Here is a 19913-nt window from a genome sequence, read left to right as displayed (position 1 = left end):
TGAAAATGCATGAAAAAAGAAGGGGCAATGTGTGGTAATCTACCTGAAAAATCTACTTTCGAAAAAATTCGAGATGGTATTGTAGAAGGTGCAGGGGAAGCCGTTGAAGATACTATAGAAGGATTTAAGGAACTTAGGAAAATATGGGGAACGCAGCCTTGCATCCTATTGATACACTTAGTACCATGTATAATGTATTGGCGGATTCATTGATTAATAATGTAATAAATGGTGACGCAGAAAGTCGTACAAAATGGAGAAGTTATGTTTTAACTCAAGTTGGTTTAGGACTTATTGGTGATAAAGGAATAAGCAAAGTCACTACACTTGCAAAGGGTACGAATTTAGCAAAGGTATCAGAAGGTATCTCGTCTGTTTCGAATCAATTACCATTGAAAGACCGATTTGCATTCGCGGGTACTAGTGGCTTTGGTAGCAATCAGATAAAAACTTTTGAAGCTTTACAAGCAGCCCGTGATACATTTATGTTTTCTGAAACTGGTGGAAGAAGTAGAGTTAAAGGTGTACAAGAAGTAATAAAAGATTATGCGGATAAAGTTCTTGATAGAGTAGATGTAAAAAATGATTATCCCGATTCGTATACAGCATCCAAAGTATTACGTGAAGAACTTAAGGATGCAGGGATTGAACCACCCCCATATTCTAATGCAGCACATCACATCGGACCTTGGAATGATAAAAGGGCGGCACAGGTACAAGAACTATTAGAAGAGTTTGGAATACATCCTGATTCTGCTGCTAATGGGGTATTTTTACCATATAAAGTGAACGATTATGTAACTACTGAAGCATTACATATAGTTAATCATAGTACGGATTATATGAAAGAGGTAACTAAGGTACTAAAAGAAGTTAAAGAATATGGTGGTACTCAAGCAGACGCTGTTGCAGCTTTACATGACATAAGAACACGTTTATTAGATCGCGGCTTAAAATTAAATAGCCCGAAATAATTTATGAATAGATTAAATATAAGGGAGAAGGAAAATGAAAATTTGGGAATTGAAGAGTTCATCTGATAACTATGAGTCTTTCCAACTATTAAATTATAAAAAGGATAAGAAATATTTTGAAGGAAAATTCAACTCCACTACAATTTTACTAGATTCATGGGGAGAAATATTTATTGAATGTCTAGAAGAAGGAAATCATAGTGATTTTCCTTATTTTTGGGGAGAAACTGGTGCACCAATGGTTAGAGAACAAGCGAAAAAATTATTAGAACCTTTAATAGGCGCTAACGTTGAGTTTCTTCCACTTATTAACAATAAAACAGGTGAAGTATATTATGTAGTTCATGTTTTAAATGTATTAGATGCAATTGATAGTGATAAAGCAATTTTTAAAAAACTAATTACAGGTTTAATAATAGGGTGTGAAAAATTTGCATTTACTCCTAATGTTATTCAAAATGAAGTGATTTTTAAAGTATATGTAAATAAAAGGATTCATCCTACTGCTGTTTTTGTATCAGATGAATTTAGAAATGCAGTGTTAGAAAGCGATTTAAAAGGTTTCGAATTTGTTGAGTTATGGGATTCAGAAGCGAATATGTAAAAGAAAGTCCTAAAATAACTGACAGGAGTTAGTAACATGGATGCAAAGGTTTCAGAAATTCTAAGAATGTTAAACAATTATGAGGGAAATGAAAAAGAAATTTGTGAACTGATTCAAGCTGAAGCGATGGTTAAATGTAAACAATGCGAAGAAATGATAGAGGCTTTTTATTTTGTTGTTCCATGCATTCATAATTTTAGTGGGTAAGTTATCCATGATATAATAGATGATAATAAAAAGCCCTGCAAAACAGGACTATATTATTCTTCGTCTTTATTTTGTTTTTCTAATTCAACTAACTTTTGGATTAAAATATGCTGTGGCATATGCATAAGTTGTTCAAGTGGAACACCTAACGCTTTTGATAGGCGGACTGCAGTGTCTGGAGAAATTTGTAATGGTCTCATAGAAGTACCTCCTTTTTCGTATAGTATAGCATAAGATTGGGGGAGTGAGGATGACTCTTATATTTGCACATCGTGGTGCGGCGGGGACGTATCCAGAAAATACAATGATTTCATTTGAAGCAGCGGAGGCTTTCGGGGCAGATGGAATTGAACTCGATGTTCAATTCACGAAAGATGGAAAAGTTGTCGTTATTCATGATGAAACGGTGGATCGGACAACAAATGGAAAAGGTGCGGTTCGAAATTATTTATATGAGGATTTATGTAAGTTGGATGCGAGTTATAAATTCGGTGACAAAGTAGGTTTTTGCAAAATACCTCTTCTAGAAGAGGTGTTAGAATGGCTCGTAAAAACGAAATTGCTACTCAATATTGAACTGAAAAATAATAAAATCCCATACAGAGGTTTAGAAGAAGAGGTTATAACACTTGTACGTAAGTTTAGTCTAGAGGATCGGATTGTATTTTCTTCTTTTAATCACTATAGTATGAAGCGATGTCATATGATGGCTCCTGATATTCAAACAGCTATTTTGTATCGCGAAGGTTTGCATAGCCCGTGGGCATATGCAAAAAAGATGGGTGCTACTGCAGTACATCCGAATTATCGTTATCTTCAAGATGCTATCGCTGAATTAACGATGGAAAGTGGTGTGGAGGTTCGTCCTTACACGATAAATGAAGAAACGCTTATGCGTAAATATTTTGATATGAATATATCAGCGATTATTACTGATTATCCTGAAACAGCAAGAACTTTATTACCGATAAAAAAATGAGACCTAATATAATGGTCTCATTTTTTATTTATGATATGTGAAAACTTTGTTTTATCTTCTGAAGCGTGCTTGTACTTTATTTCTCTTACGATCTCTGTGTAAGACGAAGCCGCCGAAGATATAAAACCCGAGTGCAAAGCAAAGAGCGCCGATTAAAAATTGTAACCATAATATAGGGATTGGAGAGAACAAAATCCCAAATACAGTATCTCTCATTAGTTTAATACCAAGCACGGCTAATGAAATGGGGATGAGTGCTAATAATAGAGCGAGATAACGCTGCATATAAACGCTCCTTTTCAGATTATTTTGTATATTTTAATGATGTTATATGGAATGGGGGTTTGTCAAGAGGTTGCTGAACGAGTAAGATAAGAATGTGAAAAATTTTGCAGAGATACTTCGAGAGGAAGTGTAATGTATGAAACAAAATGTGTTAATTGTTGGAGCAGGTGAAGGTGGAAGTACACTGCTGAGTCTGTTGCAAAATTCGAATATATTTCAAATTATAGGGGTTATTGATATTAATCCAATTGCGAAAGGATTACAAATCGCAAAGGAATATGGGATTTCGATTGGTGATAGTGTAACTCCGTTTCTTTCTATGCATATTGATGTAATGTTTGATATGACAGGTGATTATGATTTACATAAAGTGTTATTGGAAAGTAAGCATAAAGATACTCTTCTTATACCAGGGGATATTGCGAAAATTGTTACGAGATTAGCGCATGAGAAGGAAGGCTTGATCGGACAGTTAGAGGAACAAACGCAACAAGGAGAATTAATTTTAAATTCTACACATGACGGTATGATTGTTATTGATCGAGAGGGAAAAGTCCGTCTGTTTAACAAAAGCGCAGAGCGTATTATCGGATATAAAAAAGAAGAAGCGGTAGGGAAATATATTTTAGAAGTTATTCCAACGAGTAAGTTGCTTCGTATTATACGTACGAAACAAATAGAAGTGAACTATGAACTGACGTTAGAAAATGACAAGAAGATCATTACAACGCGTATACCGATATTAAAAGAAGGTGGAGAGGTTCAAGGGGCATTTGCGATTTTTAAAGATATTACAGAAGTTGTAGATTTAGCGGAAGAAGTTACAGACTTAAAAGAAATTCAAACGCTACTCGAGGCAATTATTAACTCATCTGAAGAAGCGATTTCGGTTGTCGATGAGAAAGGAAGAGGGTTAGTTATAAACCCTGCTTATACGAAGTTAACGGGTTTGACGGAAGAAGATATTCTGGGGCAGCCGGCTACAACTGATATTGTAGAAGGTGAAAGTATGCATATGAAAGTACTCCGGACACGCCGGGCGGTACGAGGAATACATATGAAGATTGGGCAAAAGAAGCGGGATGTAATTGTAAATGTAGCACCGGTTATTGTTGATGGAATATTGAAAGGCAGCGTCGGGGTAATTCGCGACGTATCAGAAATTCAAAAGTTAACAAATGAATTGAATAGGGCAAGACAAATTATTCGAACGTTAGAAGCGAAATATTCATTTGATGATATTGTTGGCGATTCAGATGAAACGACGGCAGCTATTGAACAAGCAAAACTTGGAGCGAATACACCAGCAACAGTATTACTTAGAGGGGAATCAGGTACAGGGAAAGAGTTGTTTGCGCACGCTATTCATAATGGTAGTAATCGAAAATACAATAAGTTCGTCCGAGTAAACTGTGCTGCTATTTCCGAGACATTATTAGAGAGTGAATTATTTGGTTATGAGGAAGGCGCGTTTTCTGGAGCGAAAAGAGGCGGGAAACGAGGGTTCTTTGAAGAAGCGAATAATGGAAGTATTTTTTTAGATGAAATCGGAGAGTTATCTGCAAATACGCAAGCGAAGCTTCTTCGTGTACTACAAGAAAAAGAAATTGTGAAAGTAGGGGGAACGAAAGCGATACCTATTAATGTTCGAGTGATCGCTGCGACGCATGTAAATTTAGAAAAAGCTATTTTAGAAGGAAAGTTCAGAGAGGACTTATATTATCGTTTAAATAAAATCCCGATTCAAATTCCTTCCCTTCGTCAGCGTAAAGGAGACATACCAGCGATTGCAGAAAGGTTAATTCAAAAAATTAATCAAGATTATGGTCGTAATGTAGAAGGGCTCACCGATTCAGCCATTTCGTATTTACAATCATATGAATGGCCAGGAAATGTTAGGGAGCTTGAAAATATTTTAGGACGAGCTGTTATCTTTATGAATTATAACGAGATATATATTGATGTACATCATTTACCGCCTTTACATAAAGAAGAACAAGTAGAGACGAAACAAAATAATTTATTACCTGAATTAGAAGAGAAGGCCCTTGAACACCTAGTGACAGAATTTGAGGGGAATATTATCCGTGAATATTTAGATAAATTTGACGGGAACAAAACGAAGACTGCAAAAGCGTTAGGAATTTCAGTTCGAAACTTATATTACAAGCTAGAAAAGTACGACTGTGCAAAAAATAGCATGCAATAAATTGCGTACCGTGCAATTTATTGCATGGTATACAAAAAGCGACAAAACAAGACAGAATATTTCGTTGTTTTCCAAAGTATTGATTTTACTGCATTTTGAATGCGTTTTCATTATTGGTAAGACCACTTTTAAAAGTTGGCACGGTATTTGCTTAATGAATAGACGAGGGACGACGGAAAGGGTTGATTACAAAATATGAAGTTAGAACATTTAATTGATCAAGCGGCAGGACAGCCTAAAAAAAATGTGGCTGTAGCAGTAGCTGAAGATCATGAAGTAATTGAAGCTGTAGCGAAAGCGATTAAATTACAGCTAGCTCAATTTCGTCTATATGGAAATCAAGAAAAAATAATGGGGATGCTACAAGAGCATGGATTACAAACTTCAGAACATATTGAAGTGATTGCAGCAAAGTCAAGTGCTGAGGCTGCAGAACTTTCTGTTAAAGCTGTAAGAAATGGCGAAGCAGATGTGCTTATGAAGGGGAACATCCCAACTGCAAATATTTTGAAAGCCGTATTAAATAAAGAGTGGGGACTTCGTAAGGGTAGCGTACTTTCACACGTTGCAGCGTTTGAAGTTCCAAATTACGATCGTCTTATTTTTGTTACAGATGCAGCGATGAACATTGCACCTGATGTAACACAAAAAGCTGCTATTATACAAAATACTGTAGAAGTTGCTCGGGCAATAGGAATAGATTTGCCGAAGGTAGCGCCAATTGCAGCGGTAGAGGTTGTTAATCCTGCGATGCAAGCGACAATTGATGCAGCGATGTTAACTCAAATGAATCGCCGCGGACAAATTAAAAATTGTGTCGTTGATGGACCACTTGCTTTAGATAATGCAGTATCACAAATTGCAGCAGAACATAAAGGCATAGTAAGTGATGTAGCAGGTAAGGCAGACATTTTACTCGTCCCAACGATTGAAGCTGGAAATGTGCTATATAAATCACTCGTATACTTTGCAGATGCAAAAGTAGGGGCTATGATTGCTGGCGCTAAAGCACCGATTGTTTTAACATCACGTGCTGATTCAGCAGAAACAAAAGTATATTCATTAGCATTGGCAGTTGCGACTGCTTCAAAATAAACCAAATAGGGTAAAACAATTAGGGGGAAACGACAATGACATTAGAAATCTTCGAATACTTAGAAAAATATGATTATGAGCAAGTGGTATTTTGTCAAGATAAAGAATCTGGTTTAAAAGCAATCATTGCAATCCATGACACAACACTTGGACCAGCTCTTGGTGGAACAAGAATGTGGACATATGATTCTGAAGAAGCGGCGATTGAAGATGCATTGCGTCTTGCAAAAGGGATGACATACAAAAATGCAGCAGCTGGTTTAAACTTAGGTGGTGCAAAAACAGTAATTATCGGTGATCCACGTAAAGATAAAAGCGAAGCGATGTTCCGTGCATTAGGACGCTACATTCAAGGACTAAACGGACGTTACATTACAGCTGAAGATGTTGGTACAACAGTAGATGATATGGATATTATCCACGAAGAAACTGACTTTGTAACAGGTATTTCACCTTCATTCGGTTCTTCTGGTAACCCATCTCCAGTAACTGCATACGGTGTTTACCGTGGTATGAAAGCAGCTGCAAAAGAAGCGTTCGGTACAGATAGTCTAGAAGGAAAAGTAATTTCTGTTCAAGGTGTTGGTAACGTAGCATATCACCTATGCAAACATTTACACGCTGAAGGAGCAAAATTAATCGTTACAGATATTAATAAAGAAGCTGTACAACGTGCAGTAGAAGAATTCGGTGCAACAGCAGTTGAGCCAAATGAAATTTACGGTGTTGAATGTGATATTTACGCACCATGTGCATTAGGTGCAACAGTTAATGATGAAACTATTCCACAACTTAAAGCAAAAGTAATCGCAGGTTCTGCAAATAACCAATTAAAAGAAGATCGTCACGGCGACATCATTCATGAAATGGGTATTGTATACGCACCAGACTATGTTATTAATGCAGGTGGCGTAATTAACGTAGCAGACGAGTTATATGGATACAATAGAGAACGTGCACTAAAACGTGTTGAGTCTATCTATGACACAATTGCAAAAGTAATCGAAATTTCAAAACGTGATGGTATAGCAACTTATGTAGCAGCAGATCGTCTAGCTGAAGAGCGCATTGCAAGTTTGAAAAACTCTCGTAGCACATACTTACGCAACGGTCACGACATTATTAGCCGTCGCTAATCATTCATATATAACTTTTACAAAAGGTGTGGTTACCTCTTATGAGGTTTCCACTTCCTTTTAAATTTATTAGTGGAGGTAGCAACATTGTCTGTAAATCGAATTCTTGTTATTAACCCAGGTAGTACATCCACAAAAATTGGTGTTTTTGATAATGAAAGACCTGTTCTAGAAGAAACGATTCGTCATGACGTAGAACAGATTGGAAAATATAAGCGAATTATCGACCAATATGAGTTTCGTAAAGAAACGATTTTAGAAGTTCTACATTCTCATGGTATTAACATTTCAAAATTAAACGCTGTTTGTGGGCGTGGTGGATTACTTCGTCCAATCGAAGGCGGTACGTATACAGTAAACGATGCGATGTTAGAAGATTTGAAAAATGGGTTTAGTGGTCATCACGCTTCAAACCTCGGAGGCATTTTAGCCTATGAAATTGCTTCTGGATTAAATATTCCTGCATTCATTGTGGATCCTGTCGTTGTAGATGAGATGGAGCCGATTGCTCGTATAAGTGGTATTGCTGGTATGGAACGCAAAAGTATCTTCCATGCATTAAATCAAAAAGCAGTTGCTCGTAAAGTAGCTGACCAATTAAATCACAAATACGAGGATTTAAATTTATTAGTTACACATATGGGCGGCGGTATTACAGTTGGTGCTCATAAAAAAGGTAAAGTTATCGATGTAAATAATGGTTTAAACGGAGAAGGACCATTTAGCCCAGAGCGTGCTGGTACAGTACCGGTAGGACAGCTAGTTGAAATGTGTTTCTCTGGTGAGTATTACCGAGACGAAATGGTGAAACAGCTTGTCGGACAAGGTGGGCTTGTAAGTCTAATCGGTACAAATGATGCAATTAAAGTAGAACAAATGGTTGAAAAAGGTGATCCTGAAGCAACTCTTATTTATAAAGCAATGGCATATCAAGTTGCAAAAGAAATTGGCGGAGCTAGTGCTGTGCTTCACGGGAAAATCGATGCAATCGTATTAACTGGTGGACTTGCATACAGTAAAATTCTTGTCGATGAAATAAAAGAACGAGTGGACTGGATTGCAGATGTTATCGTACATCCAGGAGAAGATGAGTTAGAAGCGTTAGCAGAAGGAGCACTTCGTGTATTACGTGAAGAAGAAGCGCCGAAAGAGTATGTTGTAAGAGAAAAACAAACAGTAGCTAGGGGTTGAGATAATGGCAAGAGAATATGATTTAGTCATCGTTGGCGGCGGTACAGGTGGATATGTTGCTGCTATTCGCGCATCACAACTAGGATTAAAAACAGCACTTGTTGAAAAAGAAAATCTTGGTGGTACTTGTTTACACAAAGGATGTATTCCTAGTAAAGCTCTTTTACGTAGTGCAGAAGTATACGCGACTGCTAAAAAAAGCGAAGAGTTCGGAGTTATTGCAAGTAATGTAGAGCTAAACTTTGCAAAAGTACAAGAGCGTAAAGAGAAGATTGTAACGCAGCTCCATAAAGGCGTTCAACATTTAATGAAACAAGGTAAAATTGATGTGTTTGAAGGTATTGGCCGTATTCTTGGCCCATCTATTTTCTCTCCGATGCCAGGGACAATTTCAGTTGAACTTGCAAGTGGAGAAGAGAATGAAATGTTAATTCCAAAAAATGTACTTGTTGCAACGGGTTCTCGTCCAAATTCATTACCAGGTTTAGAGTTAGACGGAGAGTATGTAATGTCTTCAGATCATGCCCTAAAAATGGAAACGCTTCCTAGTTCAATCATTATCGTTGGTGGCGGTGTAATTGGTATTGAGTGGGCATCTATGCTTGCTGACTTCGGTGTAGAAGTTACAGTGTTAGAGTATGCAAAAACGATATTACCACTAGAAGACCAGGACGTTTCAAAAGAAATGCAACGTCTGTTCAAGAAAAAAGGTATTAAAGTGGTGACTGGTGCAAAAGTATTACCAGAAACATTGGTAAAAGATAATGGAGTAACAATTCAAGCTGAACATAACGGTGAGAATAAAGAATTTAAAGCAGAAAAAATGCTTGTATCTGTAGGAAGACAAGCCAATACGCAAAATATTGGTTTAGAGAATACGGATATCGTTGTGGAAAAAGGATACATTCAAACAAATGAGTTTTATCAAACGAAAGAATCTCATATTTACGCAATTGGAGATGTAATCGGTGGCTTACAACTTGCTCACGTTGCTTCTCATGAAGGAATTGTTGCAGTAGAACATATTGCAGGGAAAGAAGTTACACCAATTGATTACTCTATGGTATCAAAATGCGTATATAGCAGTCCAGAAGTTGCTTCTGTTGGTTTAACAGAACAAGAAGCGAAAGAAAAAGGCTATAAGTTAAAAGTAGGTAAGTTCTCATTCCGCGCAATCGGAAAAGCACTTGTATACGGAGAATCAGATGGATTTGTAAAACTTGTAGTTGATGAAGAAACAAATGACATTCTTGGTGTTCATATGATTGGACCACATGTAACAGATATGATTTCTGAAGCTGGTCTTGCAAGAGTACTTGATGCAACACCTTGGGAAGTAGCACATACAATTCATCCGCATCCATCATTATCTGAGGCGATTGGTGAAGCTGCACTAGCTGTAGATGGAAAAGCGTTACACGCATAAAAATGTGGATTTAGGAGGTTATGAAAAATGGCAGAAGTAAAAGAAAAGCGCCATGAAGAGCTTGGCTTAAGTGATGAGCAAGTATTAGAAATGTTCCGTACGATGTTACTTGCACGTAAAATCGACGAACGTATGTGGTTATTAAACCGTGCAGGTAAAATTCCATTCGTAATTTCTTGTCAAGGACAAGAGGCTGCACAAGTTGGAGCAGCGTTCGCTCTTGATAGAGAGAAAGATTATGCATTACCATACTACCGTGATATGGGTGTTGTACTAGCGTTTGGTATGACAGCTAAAGAGCTTATGTTGTCAGCTTTCGCGAAAGCTGGAGATCCAAACTCTGGTGGTCGTCAAATGCCTGGTCACTTCGGTCAAAAGAAAAATCGTATTGTTACAGGTTCATCTCCAGTAACAACACAAGTACCACATGCAGTTGGTATTGCGCTAGCTGGAAAAATGGAGAAGAAAGATTTAGTAACGTTCGTTACATTTGGAGAAGGTTCTTCAAACCAAGGTGACTTCCATGAAGGGGCAAACTTCGCTGGTGTACACAAACTACCTGTTATTTTCATGTGTGAAAATAACAAATATGCAATCTCTATTCCGGTTGAAAAACAATTAGCATGTAAAAACGTATCAGATCGTGCAATTGGTTACGGTATGCCTGGATATACAATAGACGGAAATGATCCGCTTGCAGTATATAAAGCTGTAAAAGAAGCAGCAGACCGCGGCCGACGTGGTGAAGGCCCAACTTTAATTGAAACAGTATCATATCGTTTAACAGCACATTCTAGTGACGATGATGATCGTGTTTATCGTGATAAAGAAGAAGTAGAAGAAGCAAAGAAAAAAGATTCAATTATAACATTTGCAGCTTATTTAAAAGAAGCTGGCGTGTTAACTGAGGAATTTGAAAAACAAATGTTAGACGAAATTATGCATATCGTAAATGAAGCAACAGAATATGCAGAAAATGCTCCGTATGCAGCACCTGAAGATGCATTGAAGCACGTATACGCAGAATAGGGGGGAACGTTTCATGGCTGTAATGTCTTATATTGATGCTATTACATTAGCGATGCGCGAAGAAATGGAACGCGATGAGAAAGTATTCGTTTTAGGAGAAGATGTTGGTAAAAAAGGTGGCGTGTTTAAAGCGACACACGGTTTATATGATCAATTTGGTGAAGATCGTGCACTTGATGCACCGCTTGCAGAATCTGCAATTGCTGGGGTAGCAATTGGTGCGGCAATGTATGGTATGCGCCCAATCGCTGAAATGCAGTTTGCTGATTTCATCATGCCAGCAGTAAACCAAATTGTTTCTGAGGCAGCAAAAATTCGTTATCGTTCTAACAACGATTGGACTTGTCCAGTTACAATTCGTGCGCCATTTGGCGGGGGTGTTCACGGTGCATTGTATCATTCACAATCTGTAGAAGCGATGTTTGCAAACCAACCGGGTTTAAAAATTGTTATCCCTTCTACACCATATGATGCAAAAGGCTTATTAAAAGCAGCAATTCGTGATGAAGACCCAGTATTATTCTTTGAACATAAACGTGCATATCGCTTAATTAAAGGTGAAGTGCCAGAAGATGACTATGTATTACCAATCGGAAAAGCAGATGTAAAACGTGAAGGTGATGATATTACTGTTATCACGTACGGATTATGTGTTCACTTTGCTCTTCAAGCAGCTGAGAAATTAGCACAAGATGGCATTTCTGCACACATTCTTGATTTACGTACTGTGTATCCATTAGATAAAGAAGCAATCATTGAAGCTGCTTCTAAAACAGGTAAAGTTCTTCTTGTAACAGAAGACAATAAAGAAGGAAGCATTATGAGTGAAGTGGCAGCAATTATTGCTGAAAATTGTCTGTTTGATTTAGACGCACCAATCGCACGTCTTGCAGGCCCAGACGTACCGGCAATGCCATATGCACCAACAATGGAAAAATTCTTTATGGTAAATCCAGATAAAGTTGAAAAAGCAATGCGTGAACTTGCGGAATTTTAATCGGGGGGACTATACATGGCTGTAGAAAATATTACAATGCCTCAGCTCGGGGAGAGCGTTACAGAGGGCACAATTAGTAAATGGCTCGTTAATGTTGGCGATCACGTAAATAAGTATGATCCGCTTGCAGAAGTAATGACTGATAAAGTAAATGCAGAAGTACCATCTTCTTTCACTGGTATTGTGAAAGAGTTAATCGCTGGTGAAGGCGATACGTTAGCAGTAGGTGAAGTTGTTTGTGTCATTCAAGTAGAAGGCGCAGATGAAGTAGCTGCAACAGCTGTTGAGGAAAAAACGAAAGAAGAACCAAAGGCAGAAGTAACTACGCCTGAAAAAGCACCGAAAGCGAAACAACCAACTGATGGAAAACCACGTTTTTCACCAGCTGTGTTAAAACTTGCGGGCGAGCATAATGTTGATTTAGATCTAGTAGAAGGTACAGGATCAAATGGACGTATTACTCGTAAAGATATTTTAAAGCTAGTGGAATCTGGAAATATTCCGCAAGCTGGTGCGAAAAAAGAGGAAGCTGTAGCAGCGGTAGTAGAAGCGCGTCCAGAAGCACCAAAAGCAGCGCCGGTAGCACAAAAAGTAGAAGCTGCGAAACCAGTTTCTGTTCCAACAATGCCTGGCGATATCGAAATTCCAGTAACAGGTGTGCGTAAAGCAATTGCAGCGAACATGTTACGTAGTAAACACGAAGCGCCACATGCTTGGATGATGATTGAAGTAGATGTGACAAACCTTGTGTCATACCGCAATTCAATTAAAGGCGACTTTAAAAAGCGTGAAGGCTTTAACTTAACGTTCTTTGCTTTCTTCGTAAAAGCAGTTGCACAAGCGTTAAAAGAATACCCTCAAATTAACTCAATGTGGGCTGGCGATAAAATCGTTCAGAAGAAAGACATTAACCTTTCTATCGCTGTTGCAACAGAGGAAGAGTTATTTGTACCAGTAATTAAACAAGCGGACGAGAAAACAATTAAAGGTATCGCTCGTGAAATTACAGAACTTGCAGGAAAAGTACGCACGAAATCGTTAAAAGCGGACGAAATGCAAGGCGGAACATTTACAATTAATAACACAGGATCATTTGGTTCTGTTCAATCTATGGGCATTATTAATTACCCACAGGCGGCTATTTTACAAGTTGAATCAATTGTAAAACGACCAGTAATTATGGATAATGGTATGTTCGGTGCTCGTGACATGGTTAACTTATGTTTATCACTTGATCATCGTGTACTTGATGGTTTAATTTGTGGTAAGTTCTTAGGACGTGTAAAAGAAATTTTAGAAAACACGTCAGAAAATAATACGTCTATATATTAATAAAAAGCTCGCTTAGGCGAGCTTTTTATCATCTTATTTCTTCTTCTGCTCCTACTATATGTACAACACTTTTCCCAGTAATCTTACAATGGACGATTATGTATTAGGAATTTACGAAAATACATTGCTGATATATGGTATATAGATATAAAATAAGAAAAGAATAATTTTTTTGGCAAATCTTACTGATGAAACTGTAGTATAATATATTGTATTGTATGAAAAAGAGAGTTATTCTATATAAGTGTTTTATAGATAATGTGTAATCAGTCGTCAAAACATGAAGAATGTTGACTCCTGGTTTTTTATTTTGCTGTAACAATGTTTCAGGAGGATGTCATGAAAAGAAGTACCGAGTTTTTTAAGAGTTTAGATGTAAAATTAATTTTAATTTTGTTTGCGTTATGTGTTACGAGTATAGCCGCTATATATAGCAGTCAGCAAACTGGACAGTATGGAGATGCAAACTTTGCTATGAAGCAGGGAGTTAACTACATAATTGGGGTTGTATTGTTACTTCTTGTTGCAAGCATCGACTTAGATCAATGGCAAAAATTGTCTTGGCCACTTTATATCGCTGGGTTTGGTTCACTTATTCTTTTGAAAATACTACCGGTTTCCAGTTTTACACCTGAAAAATTAGGTGCAAAAAGATGGTTTGTTTTTCCAGTAGCTGGACAAATTCAGCCATCGGAGTTTTTCAAAATTTCATTGCTACTCATAATAGCCAGTTTAGCGGTGAAACATAATGCTCAGTATATGGCCCGGACATTCCAAACTGATTTGAAATTAGTCGGGAAAATTATGTTAGTATCTCTTCCACCTATGGCCGTTGTATATAGCCAACCAGACACAGGAATGGTGTTCTTATATGCAGCAGCTATCGCATGTATTTTATTTATGTCAGGAATTCAAAAGAAATTAATTGCGATATGTACAGTCATTCCGGTGACCATATTGTCTACATTAATATTTATATTTGTAAAATATCCAGATTTCTTCTTTAATAAATTAGTTACTCTGTTAAAACCTCACCAACAATCACGTATTATAGGTTGGCTAGATCCATTTGAAAATGCAAATGAAGGCTATCAAACGCAGCAATCGATTTTAGCTGTAGGTAGTGGAGGTATGGAAGGTAAAGGGTACGGTGAAGGGAGCGTCTATATTCCGGAGAAACACACGGACTTTATTTTCGCTACAATTGCTGAAGAAGGTGGATTTATAGTAGCGGCGTTAGTTGTGTTCTTGTTCCTATTACTACTATATCGAACAATTATTATCGGTTATTCTGCTGATAATTTATTTGGTACATTATTATGTGCTGGATCAATAGGAATACTAACGGTTCAAATATTCCAAAATATTGGTATGATTGTTGGATTAATGCCTGTAAAAGGTATCGCATTACCTTTCTTATCATATGGGGGAAGTTCCTTATTCTCAAATATGATTATGATGGGGCTCATATTATCGGTACGGAAAACGTATAAAAAATATATGTTTTCAGTTAAGTAAAAAAAGCTGGTTCGTTTAAAAACGAATCAGCTTTTTTACATATATGCCCTTAAACGTTGCAAACTAAGACAGAATTGTAGTTTGTGACGTTTAAGGAGTGCAAAGTTATGCATATTTTTGAAGGAGCACGGCATCTTTCTAATGGCGAATGGGTTATCCGAGCGATTATAGCTTATATATTTTTAATTCTTGTTGCGAAAGCGATGGGGCAAAGGTCCATTGCACAACTTCGTTTTTTAGATGTTGTATTAGTGTTATTGCTGGGTGGGAATATTTCTAACGCATTATCTGATGAAAAGGTTGGATTACTCGGTTCAATGATTACAACGTTCATACTCGTTGTATTACATATTGTAAGCTCTGTTTTAATGTTGAAATGGGATAGGTGGAGACGTTTTTTAGAGCCTGCACCTATTATTCTTATACACAATGGTTCCATTGATTTTAGCAACTTGAAAAAAGCGAGAATTACGGTGGAATATTTATTTTCGGAACTTCGCATGCGAAATGTGAGCGATATTCAAACGATTAAATTAGCATTGTGGGAAGCGAGCGGTGTGGTTTCTATATTTCAGTATCCAGAATATGAAGCAGCTTCGCGGCTTGATCTTAAAGTGGCGGGGAAAAAAGCTCCAGTTTCTTTTGTATTAGTAAAGGATGGGAGGGTTCAGCAAGATGTTCTTGCTTTATTAGGAAAAACAGAAGAGTGGGCGAGAGAATTTCTAGAGAAGAGTGCAGAAGTCGAATCCATTATGTTAGCTACAGTAGATGAGACACATAAAATAAATATTTTGTTAAAAAAATGAAAAATATAAGCATTTTGTCGTTTCATACATATGATACAATAGTGTGGACAACGAAAAGGGGGGGATACGATGGGATATGTAGAAGAATTACGAAAAATAGTTGGTCATCGCCCTTTAATTTTAGTTGGTGCTGTTGTACTCGTTATAAATGAAAGCGGATATGTATTATTACAGCAAAGAACAGAGCCTTACGGAAAATGGGGGCTGCCTGGTGGGTTAATGGAGCTTGGTGAATCACCAGAGGAAACAGCTTACCGTGAAGTATACGAAGAGACAGGAATAGAAGTAAAGAACCTTCGATTAATCAATGTATTTTCTGGAGCGAACTATTTTACAAAATTAGCAAACGGTGATGAATTTCAATCTGTAACGACGGCTTATTATACCGATGAATATGAAGGGAACTTTGTTATGAATAAAGAAGAAGCGGTTCAGCTTAAATTCTTTCCAGTAACAGAACTACCGGACTATATTGTAGGATCGCATAAAAAAATGATTGCTGAATATATGAAAATTATGGAAAAAAAGATATAATAATAATGAAAGAAATACAAAAACACAGCTCTGGTTGGTAGTCCAGACGCATGATTTCATGTCAGTAACCTTCCCCTCCGGGATGTCCAGTATTTCTAATGTTTTTTTAGGAGGGGCTGTCGATGGAGTTGACAGTATATCATGATGGTCAATTTTTTGTAGGAATTATTACATGTAAAGAAAAAGGGAAATTGTATGGTGCGAGGTATATTTTTGGAACGGAACCGTCAGACGAAGAAGTGCTTATATTTGTAAATGGTCCACTGTTAGCATATTTTCAGCACTTTGCAAGATGTGGTGTGGAAGTTAAAGAAAAACAGCGTCCAAAAAATATAAAGCGTATCATACGACAAGCAGCAAAAGAAGTAAATGTAAAACGTTTTACAAAGGCGCAGGAGGCAATTAGCTTATCTTATGAACTGCATAAACAAGAAAAGAAAGTGCAATCTAAAGAGAAACGAGAAGCCGAAAAGCAAAGAAGGCGTTTAATAAAAGTACAAAAGGCAAAGCAAAAACATCGTGGTCATTAAGAAAAGGTGTTAGAGCAGGGCTCTAACACCTTTTCTATGCTGAAATACAGGTAAACTTACTTGTATTCTCTAAACATTAACTGGTAAGATACAAATAGGTAGAATTAGAGGAGGGAAAAGATTGATTAACTTTAACTTTTTTATGAATGATGTTGTTCGTCAAGCGCGTGAGGAGATCGTTTCTGCTGGATATACAGAATTAACGACACCAGAAGCAGTTGAAGAAGCATTTAAAAGAAATGGTACAACACTTGTAATGGTAAACTCTGTATGTGGCTGTGCAGGTGGCATTGCTCGCCCTGCTGCTGCACATTCCGTACATTATGATAAACGACCTAACCACCTTGTAACGGTATTTGCGGGTCAAGATAAAGAAGCAACAGCAACAGCTCGTGAATATTTCGAAGGATATCCACCTTCTTCTCCATCATTCGCTTTATTAAAAGATGGAAAAATTGTAACGATGGTAGAACGTCATGAAATTGAAGGTCATGAACCAATGCAAGTAATTGCAAAACTACAATCTTACTTCGAAGAAAATTGCGAAGAACTATAAGGAAGAGAAAAAGCGGTACGTTCACGAATAAGTGGACGTACCGCTTTTTTATTTATTTTTTATAATGATTAGACATGCATAGGATTGTTATTTTATACATGTTTTTATGCATTGGAAACGAGCTTAATAATGTTTTTGTGTTTATTTTTATTTTAAATCTTGCATAAAAATAAAAGTGCTGATACAATACAAACATCGAATAAATATTCTATTAAACTTTTAAATATACATTATTAGGGGGAAGAAAGATGAAGAAGTTATTATCAATATCATTTGCACTTATTTTAATTGTAAGTATGTTCAGTGCTTGTAGTAATGGGGAAGAAAAGGCGGCGGATAGCAAAAATAAAAAAGTACTCGTTATGGGGACTTCAGCAGACTATAAACCGTATGAATACGTGGAAGCTTCAAAAAGTGATGAAATTATCGGTTTTGATGTTGATATTGCCAAATATATCGGAAAAGAACTTGGATATGAAGTGAAAGTGAAAGACATGGATTTTGGCGGTTTATTAGCATCTCTTAGCTCAGGAAAAGTTGATTTCGTTATGGCAGGTATGACACCAACTGCAGAGCGTAAAAACAATGCTGATTTCACAGATATTTATTTTGTTGCTAAAAATATGATTGTTTCAAAAAAGGGCTCTAATATTAAATCATTAGAAGATTTAAAAGGTAAAACAGTAGGGGTACAAACAGGATCAATTCAAGAAGAAAAGGCAAAAGAATTTCAAAAACAAGTCGATTTCAAAGCTGAGGGACGTGACCGTATACCAGAAATCGTACAAGAAATTAAAGCTGGTCGTTTTGACGCTGCAATTATAGAAGACACAGTTGCAAAAAATTATTTAGAAAAAATGAAAGAATTACAAGGGGTTGAAATTCAAGAAGCACCAGAAGAAGTAGGTGCAGCAATTGCCCTTCCGAAAAACAGTGATAAAACAGAAGAATTTAATAAAGTAATTAAGAAAATGCAAGAAAATGGAGAAATGGATAAATTAGTGAAGAAATGGTTTGGCAGCGGAAAATAAGCTGCCTTTCACCTTTCTGTGAGGGGAATGAAAAGGATGAATCTAGATTTTTCGGCAATTACGCCTTCAATACCATATATATTAAAGGGCTTAGAAGTTACATTGAAAATTGTAGCTGCATCAGCTTTAGCGGGATTTATTTTAGGGACGTTATTAGCACTTTGCAAAATTGCTAGAATACGAGCATTAAATATTGCAGCAGATATATATACTTCAATATTTCGTGGTACACCACTTGTATTGCAATTAATGATTATTTATTTCGGTGTTCCGCAAATGATTGGATATGAGATACCAGCCTTTTTAGCAGCTGTACTTGCATTTAGCTTAAATTCAGGTGCATATATGTCAGAAGTAATTCGTGCCGGCATTCAAGCGGTCGATAAAGGACAAACAGAAGCAGCGATGGCTTTAGGGATTCCTTACGGGAAAATGATGAGAAATATTATTTTTCCTCAAGCTTTAAAAAATATATTACCAGCACTTGTAAATGAGTTTGCAACTCTTACGAAAGAATCGGCTGTAGTAACTGTAATTGGAGCAACAGATTTAATGCGCCGTGCTTATATTGTAGGCGGTGAAACATTTAAATATCTTGAACCATTACTGTTTGTTGGACTTATTTATTATATATTAGTAATTATTCTTACATTAGTCGGGAAGGCAATTGAAGGGAGAATGAAGAAAAGTGATTAAAATTGACAACCTTCATAAATCATTTGGAAAAAATGAAGTATTAAAAGGAATTACAACAACGATTGAAAAAGGAGAAGTTGTTGCAATTATCGGACCGTCTGGATCTGGAAAATCAACATTTTTACGCTGTATGAATGTATTAGAAGCGCCGACAGATGGTCACATTTGGATTGGAACGGAAGAAGTAACGAATCCGAAAACGAATATTATGCACGTTCGTGAAAATGTCGGAATGGTATTTCAACATTTTCACCTATTCCCTCATATGACTGTATTAGAAAATATTACTTATGCCCCTATCAATGTAAAAGGAGTGACGAAGCAAGAGGCTGAAAAAAAAGCTGAGAAACTTTTAGAAAAAGTAGGGTTATTAGATAAGAAAGATGCATATCCCAATCGTCTTTCAGGAGGACAAAAGCAACGTGTAGCAATTGCGAGGGCACTAGCGATGGAACCGGAAGTTATGTTATTTGATGAACCGACCTCTGCGCTAGATCCAGAAATGGTGAAAGAAGTGTTAGAAGTTATGAAATCATTAGTTACGACAGGAATGACAATGGCAATCGTTACACATGAAATGGGATTTGCAAAAGAAGTAGCAGACCGCGTTCTCTTTTTAGATGGTGGAAAGCTTGTAGAAGATAGTGCACCATCAGAATTTTTTGCAGCACCGAAAAGTGAGCGTGCGCAACAATTTTTACAAAAAATATTGTAATATGTCAAGGTTACGTGAATAATAAGTAGAAAAGGATGACATTGTGTCATCCTTTTTTTATAC

The 19913-nt window shown here is 36.9% G+C and carries 21 protein-coding genes and 1 pseudogene; 20 read left to right on the top strand and 2 right to left on the bottom strand.

The window, feature by feature from the left end:
* Positions 1-9 precede the first annotated feature (9 nt).
* The 3 genes and pseudogenes from BAQ49_RS32515 (at position 10) to BAQ49_RS33105 (ending at position 1785) form a co-directional block, all read left to right on the top strand.
* Positions 10-974: pseudogene (locus BAQ49_RS32515) on the top strand (AHH domain-containing protein).
* A 34-nt stretch (positions 975-1008) separates the two neighbouring features.
* On the top strand, positions 1009-1578 hold the full coding sequence (locus tag BAQ49_RS22190; RefSeq protein ID WP_071747072.1) for an imm11 family protein: 570 nt from the start codon (positions 1009-1011) through the stop codon (positions 1576-1578).
* A gap of 36 nt (positions 1579-1614) precedes the next feature.
* Complete coding sequence (locus BAQ49_RS33105) at positions 1615-1785, top strand: hypothetical protein (protein WP_165616072.1); 171 nt, start codon at positions 1615-1617, stop codon at positions 1783-1785.
* 53 nt (positions 1786-1838) lie between these two features.
* Here the strand turns inward: BAQ49_RS33105 and BAQ49_RS22185 are convergent, their stop codons facing one another.
* Positions 1839-1985 carry a YycC family protein gene (locus BAQ49_RS22185; RefSeq protein ID WP_001247671.1) on the bottom strand — a complete coding sequence of 49 codons (147 nt, stop codon included), beginning with the start codon at positions 1983-1985 and terminating at the stop codon, positions 1839-1841.
* A gap of 50 nt (positions 1986-2035) precedes the next feature.
* On the opposite strand from BAQ49_RS22185, the gene BAQ49_RS22180 reads away from it, so the two are divergent.
* Positions 2036-2764: a glycerophosphodiester phosphodiesterase gene (locus BAQ49_RS22180; RefSeq protein WP_071747071.1), complete on the top strand. Its 729-nt coding sequence runs from the start codon at positions 2036-2038 to the stop codon at positions 2762-2764.
* Between the two features lie 51 nt (positions 2765-2815).
* Here the strand turns inward: BAQ49_RS22180 and BAQ49_RS22175 are convergent, their stop codons facing one another.
* Positions 2816-3049: a DUF2627 domain-containing protein gene (locus tag BAQ49_RS22175; protein ID WP_001190193.1), complete on the bottom strand. Its 234-nt coding sequence runs from the start codon at positions 3047-3049 to the stop codon at positions 2816-2818.
* Between the two features lie 136 nt (positions 3050-3185).
* Here BAQ49_RS22175 and BAQ49_RS22170 point away from each other — a divergent pair, with 136 nt between their 5' ends.
* The 16 genes from BAQ49_RS22170 to BAQ49_RS22090 all read left to right on the top strand — a co-directional run bounded on the left by BAQ49_RS22170 (position 3186) and on the right by BAQ49_RS22090 (position 19850).
* Positions 3186-5258, top strand: coding sequence for a sigma 54-interacting transcriptional regulator (locus BAQ49_RS22170; RefSeq protein ID WP_071747070.1), 2073 nt, complete (start codon positions 3186-3188; stop codon positions 5256-5258).
* A 195-nt stretch (positions 5259-5453) separates the two neighbouring features.
* Complete coding sequence (gene yqiS, locus BAQ49_RS22160) at positions 5454-6353, top strand: phosphate butyryltransferase (protein WP_071747068.1); 900 nt, start codon at positions 5454-5456, stop codon at positions 6351-6353.
* 35 nt (positions 6354-6388) lie between these two features.
* The gene (locus BAQ49_RS22155) at positions 6389-7489 is read left to right on the top strand and encodes a leucine dehydrogenase (RefSeq protein WP_071747067.1); all 1101 of its coding nucleotides are present in this window, start codon (positions 6389-6391) and stop codon (positions 7487-7489) included.
* A gap of 87 nt (positions 7490-7576) precedes the next feature.
* Entirely contained in the window at positions 7577-8680 is a 1104-nt protein-coding gene (buk, locus tag BAQ49_RS22150) for a butyrate kinase (protein WP_060632217.1), read from the top strand.
* Between the two features lie 4 nt (positions 8681-8684).
* Positions 8685-10106, top strand: a complete 1422-nt coding sequence (gene lpdA / locus BAQ49_RS22145; protein ID WP_000090438.1) for a dihydrolipoyl dehydrogenase — start codon at positions 8685-8687, stop codon at positions 10104-10106.
* Between the two features lie 27 nt (positions 10107-10133).
* Positions 10134-11135, top strand: a complete 1002-nt coding sequence (gene bfmBAA / locus BAQ49_RS22140) for a 3-methyl-2-oxobutanoate dehydrogenase subunit alpha (RefSeq protein ID WP_000852549.1) — start codon at positions 10134-10136, stop codon at positions 11133-11135.
* 13 nt (positions 11136-11148) lie between these two features.
* The gene (gene bfmBAB, locus BAQ49_RS22135; RefSeq protein ID WP_000290071.1) at positions 11149-12132 is read left to right on the top strand and encodes a 3-methyl-2-oxobutanoate dehydrogenase subunit beta; all 984 of its coding nucleotides are present in this window, start codon (positions 11149-11151) and stop codon (positions 12130-12132) included.
* 15 nt (positions 12133-12147) lie between these two features.
* A complete protein-coding gene (locus tag BAQ49_RS22130; protein ID WP_071747066.1) occupies positions 12148-13464 on the top strand; it encodes a dihydrolipoamide acetyltransferase family protein in 1317 nt (438 codons plus the stop codon).
* 339 nt (positions 13465-13803) lie between these two features.
* Positions 13804-14982, top strand: coding sequence for an FtsW/RodA/SpoVE family cell cycle protein (locus BAQ49_RS22125; protein WP_071747065.1), 1179 nt, complete (start codon positions 13804-13806; stop codon positions 14980-14982).
* Positions 14983-15089: 107 nt separating this feature from the next.
* Positions 15090-15788 (top strand): DUF421 domain-containing protein, encoded by a 699-nt coding sequence (locus BAQ49_RS22120; protein WP_071747064.1) that lies wholly within the window; start codon positions 15090-15092, stop codon positions 15786-15788.
* Positions 15789-15857: 69 nt separating this feature from the next.
* Positions 15858-16322, top strand: a complete 465-nt coding sequence (locus BAQ49_RS22115) for an NUDIX hydrolase (RefSeq protein WP_071747063.1) — start codon at positions 15858-15860, stop codon at positions 16320-16322.
* A gap of 122 nt (positions 16323-16444) precedes the next feature.
* The gene (locus BAQ49_RS22110; protein WP_071747062.1) at positions 16445-16852 is read left to right on the top strand and encodes a YjdF family protein; all 408 of its coding nucleotides are present in this window, start codon (positions 16445-16447) and stop codon (positions 16850-16852) included.
* A gap of 142 nt (positions 16853-16994) precedes the next feature.
* A complete protein-coding gene (locus BAQ49_RS22105) occupies positions 16995-17408 on the top strand; it encodes a BrxA/BrxB family bacilliredoxin (protein ID WP_002008492.1) in 414 nt (137 codons plus the stop codon).
* A 248-nt stretch (positions 17409-17656) separates the two neighbouring features.
* The gene (locus BAQ49_RS22100) at positions 17657-18439 is read left to right on the top strand and encodes a transporter substrate-binding domain-containing protein (RefSeq protein ID WP_071747061.1); all 783 of its coding nucleotides are present in this window, start codon (positions 17657-17659) and stop codon (positions 18437-18439) included.
* 36 nt (positions 18440-18475) lie between these two features.
* Positions 18476-19135, top strand: coding sequence for an amino acid ABC transporter permease (locus BAQ49_RS22095; RefSeq protein ID WP_001046912.1), 660 nt, complete (start codon positions 18476-18478; stop codon positions 19133-19135).
* A complete protein-coding gene (locus tag BAQ49_RS22090) occupies positions 19128-19850 on the top strand; it encodes an amino acid ABC transporter ATP-binding protein (protein ID WP_071747060.1) in 723 nt (240 codons plus the stop codon). Before BAQ49_RS22095 ends, BAQ49_RS22090 begins: the two co-directional genes overlap by 8 nt.
* The last annotated feature ends 63 nt before the right edge of the window (positions 19851-19913 follow it).

The sequence above is a fragment of the Bacillus proteolyticus genome (genome assembly GCF_001884065.1).
GTDB lineage: Bacteria > Bacillota > Bacilli > Bacillales > Bacillaceae_G > Bacillus_A > Bacillus_A proteolyticus.
Note: the sequence above shows the minus strand (reverse complement) of the source record. Positions and strands in the feature narration are given on the sequence as shown.

What these genes read in the sequence shown, in the direction of transcription:
- BAQ49_RS22190 (WP_071747072.1), top strand. Translation starts at nt 1,009, where the DNA reads ATGAAAATTTGGGAATTGAAGAGTTCATCTGATAACTATGAGTCTTTC.
- BAQ49_RS33105 (WP_165616072.1), top strand. Translation starts at nt 1,615, where the DNA reads ATGGATGCAAAGGTTTCAGAAATTCTAAGAATGTTAAACAATTATGAG.
- BAQ49_RS22185 (WP_001247671.1), bottom strand. Translation starts at nt 1,985, where the DNA reads ATGAGACCATTACAAATTTCTCCAGACACTGCAGTCCGCCTATCAAAA.
- BAQ49_RS22180 (WP_071747071.1), top strand. Translation starts at nt 2,036, where the DNA reads ATGACTCTTATATTTGCACATCGTGGTGCGGCGGGGACGTATCCAGAA.
- BAQ49_RS22175 (WP_001190193.1), bottom strand. Translation starts at nt 3,049, where the DNA reads ATGCAGCGTTATCTCGCTCTATTATTAGCACTCATCCCCATTTCATTA.
- BAQ49_RS22170 (WP_071747070.1), top strand. Translation starts at nt 3,186, where the DNA reads ATGAAACAAAATGTGTTAATTGTTGGAGCAGGTGAAGGTGGAAGTACA.
- yqiS (WP_071747068.1), top strand. Translation starts at nt 5,454, where the DNA reads ATGAAGTTAGAACATTTAATTGATCAAGCGGCAGGACAGCCTAAAAAA.
- BAQ49_RS22155 (WP_071747067.1), top strand. Translation starts at nt 6,389, where the DNA reads ATGACATTAGAAATCTTCGAATACTTAGAAAAATATGATTATGAGCAA.
- lpdA (WP_000090438.1), top strand. Translation starts at nt 8,685, where the DNA reads ATGGCAAGAGAATATGATTTAGTCATCGTTGGCGGCGGTACAGGTGGA.
- bfmBAA (WP_000852549.1), top strand. Translation starts at nt 10,134, where the DNA reads ATGGCAGAAGTAAAAGAAAAGCGCCATGAAGAGCTTGGCTTAAGTGAT.
- bfmBAB (WP_000290071.1), top strand. Translation starts at nt 11,149, where the DNA reads ATGGCTGTAATGTCTTATATTGATGCTATTACATTAGCGATGCGCGAA.
- BAQ49_RS22130 (WP_071747066.1), top strand. Translation starts at nt 12,148, where the DNA reads ATGGCTGTAGAAAATATTACAATGCCTCAGCTCGGGGAGAGCGTTACA.
- BAQ49_RS22125 (WP_071747065.1), top strand. Translation starts at nt 13,804, where the DNA reads ATGAAAAGAAGTACCGAGTTTTTTAAGAGTTTAGATGTAAAATTAATT.
- BAQ49_RS22120 (WP_071747064.1), top strand. Translation starts at nt 15,090, where the DNA reads ATGCATATTTTTGAAGGAGCACGGCATCTTTCTAATGGCGAATGGGTT.
- BAQ49_RS22115 (WP_071747063.1), top strand. Translation starts at nt 15,858, where the DNA reads ATGGGATATGTAGAAGAATTACGAAAAATAGTTGGTCATCGCCCTTTA.
- BAQ49_RS22110 (WP_071747062.1), top strand. Translation starts at nt 16,445, where the DNA reads ATGGAGTTGACAGTATATCATGATGGTCAATTTTTTGTAGGAATTATT.
- BAQ49_RS22105 (WP_002008492.1), top strand. Translation starts at nt 16,995, where the DNA reads ATGAATGATGTTGTTCGTCAAGCGCGTGAGGAGATCGTTTCTGCTGGA.
- BAQ49_RS22100 (WP_071747061.1), top strand. Translation starts at nt 17,657, where the DNA reads ATGAAGAAGTTATTATCAATATCATTTGCACTTATTTTAATTGTAAGT.
- BAQ49_RS22095 (WP_001046912.1), top strand. Translation starts at nt 18,476, where the DNA reads ATGAATCTAGATTTTTCGGCAATTACGCCTTCAATACCATATATATTA.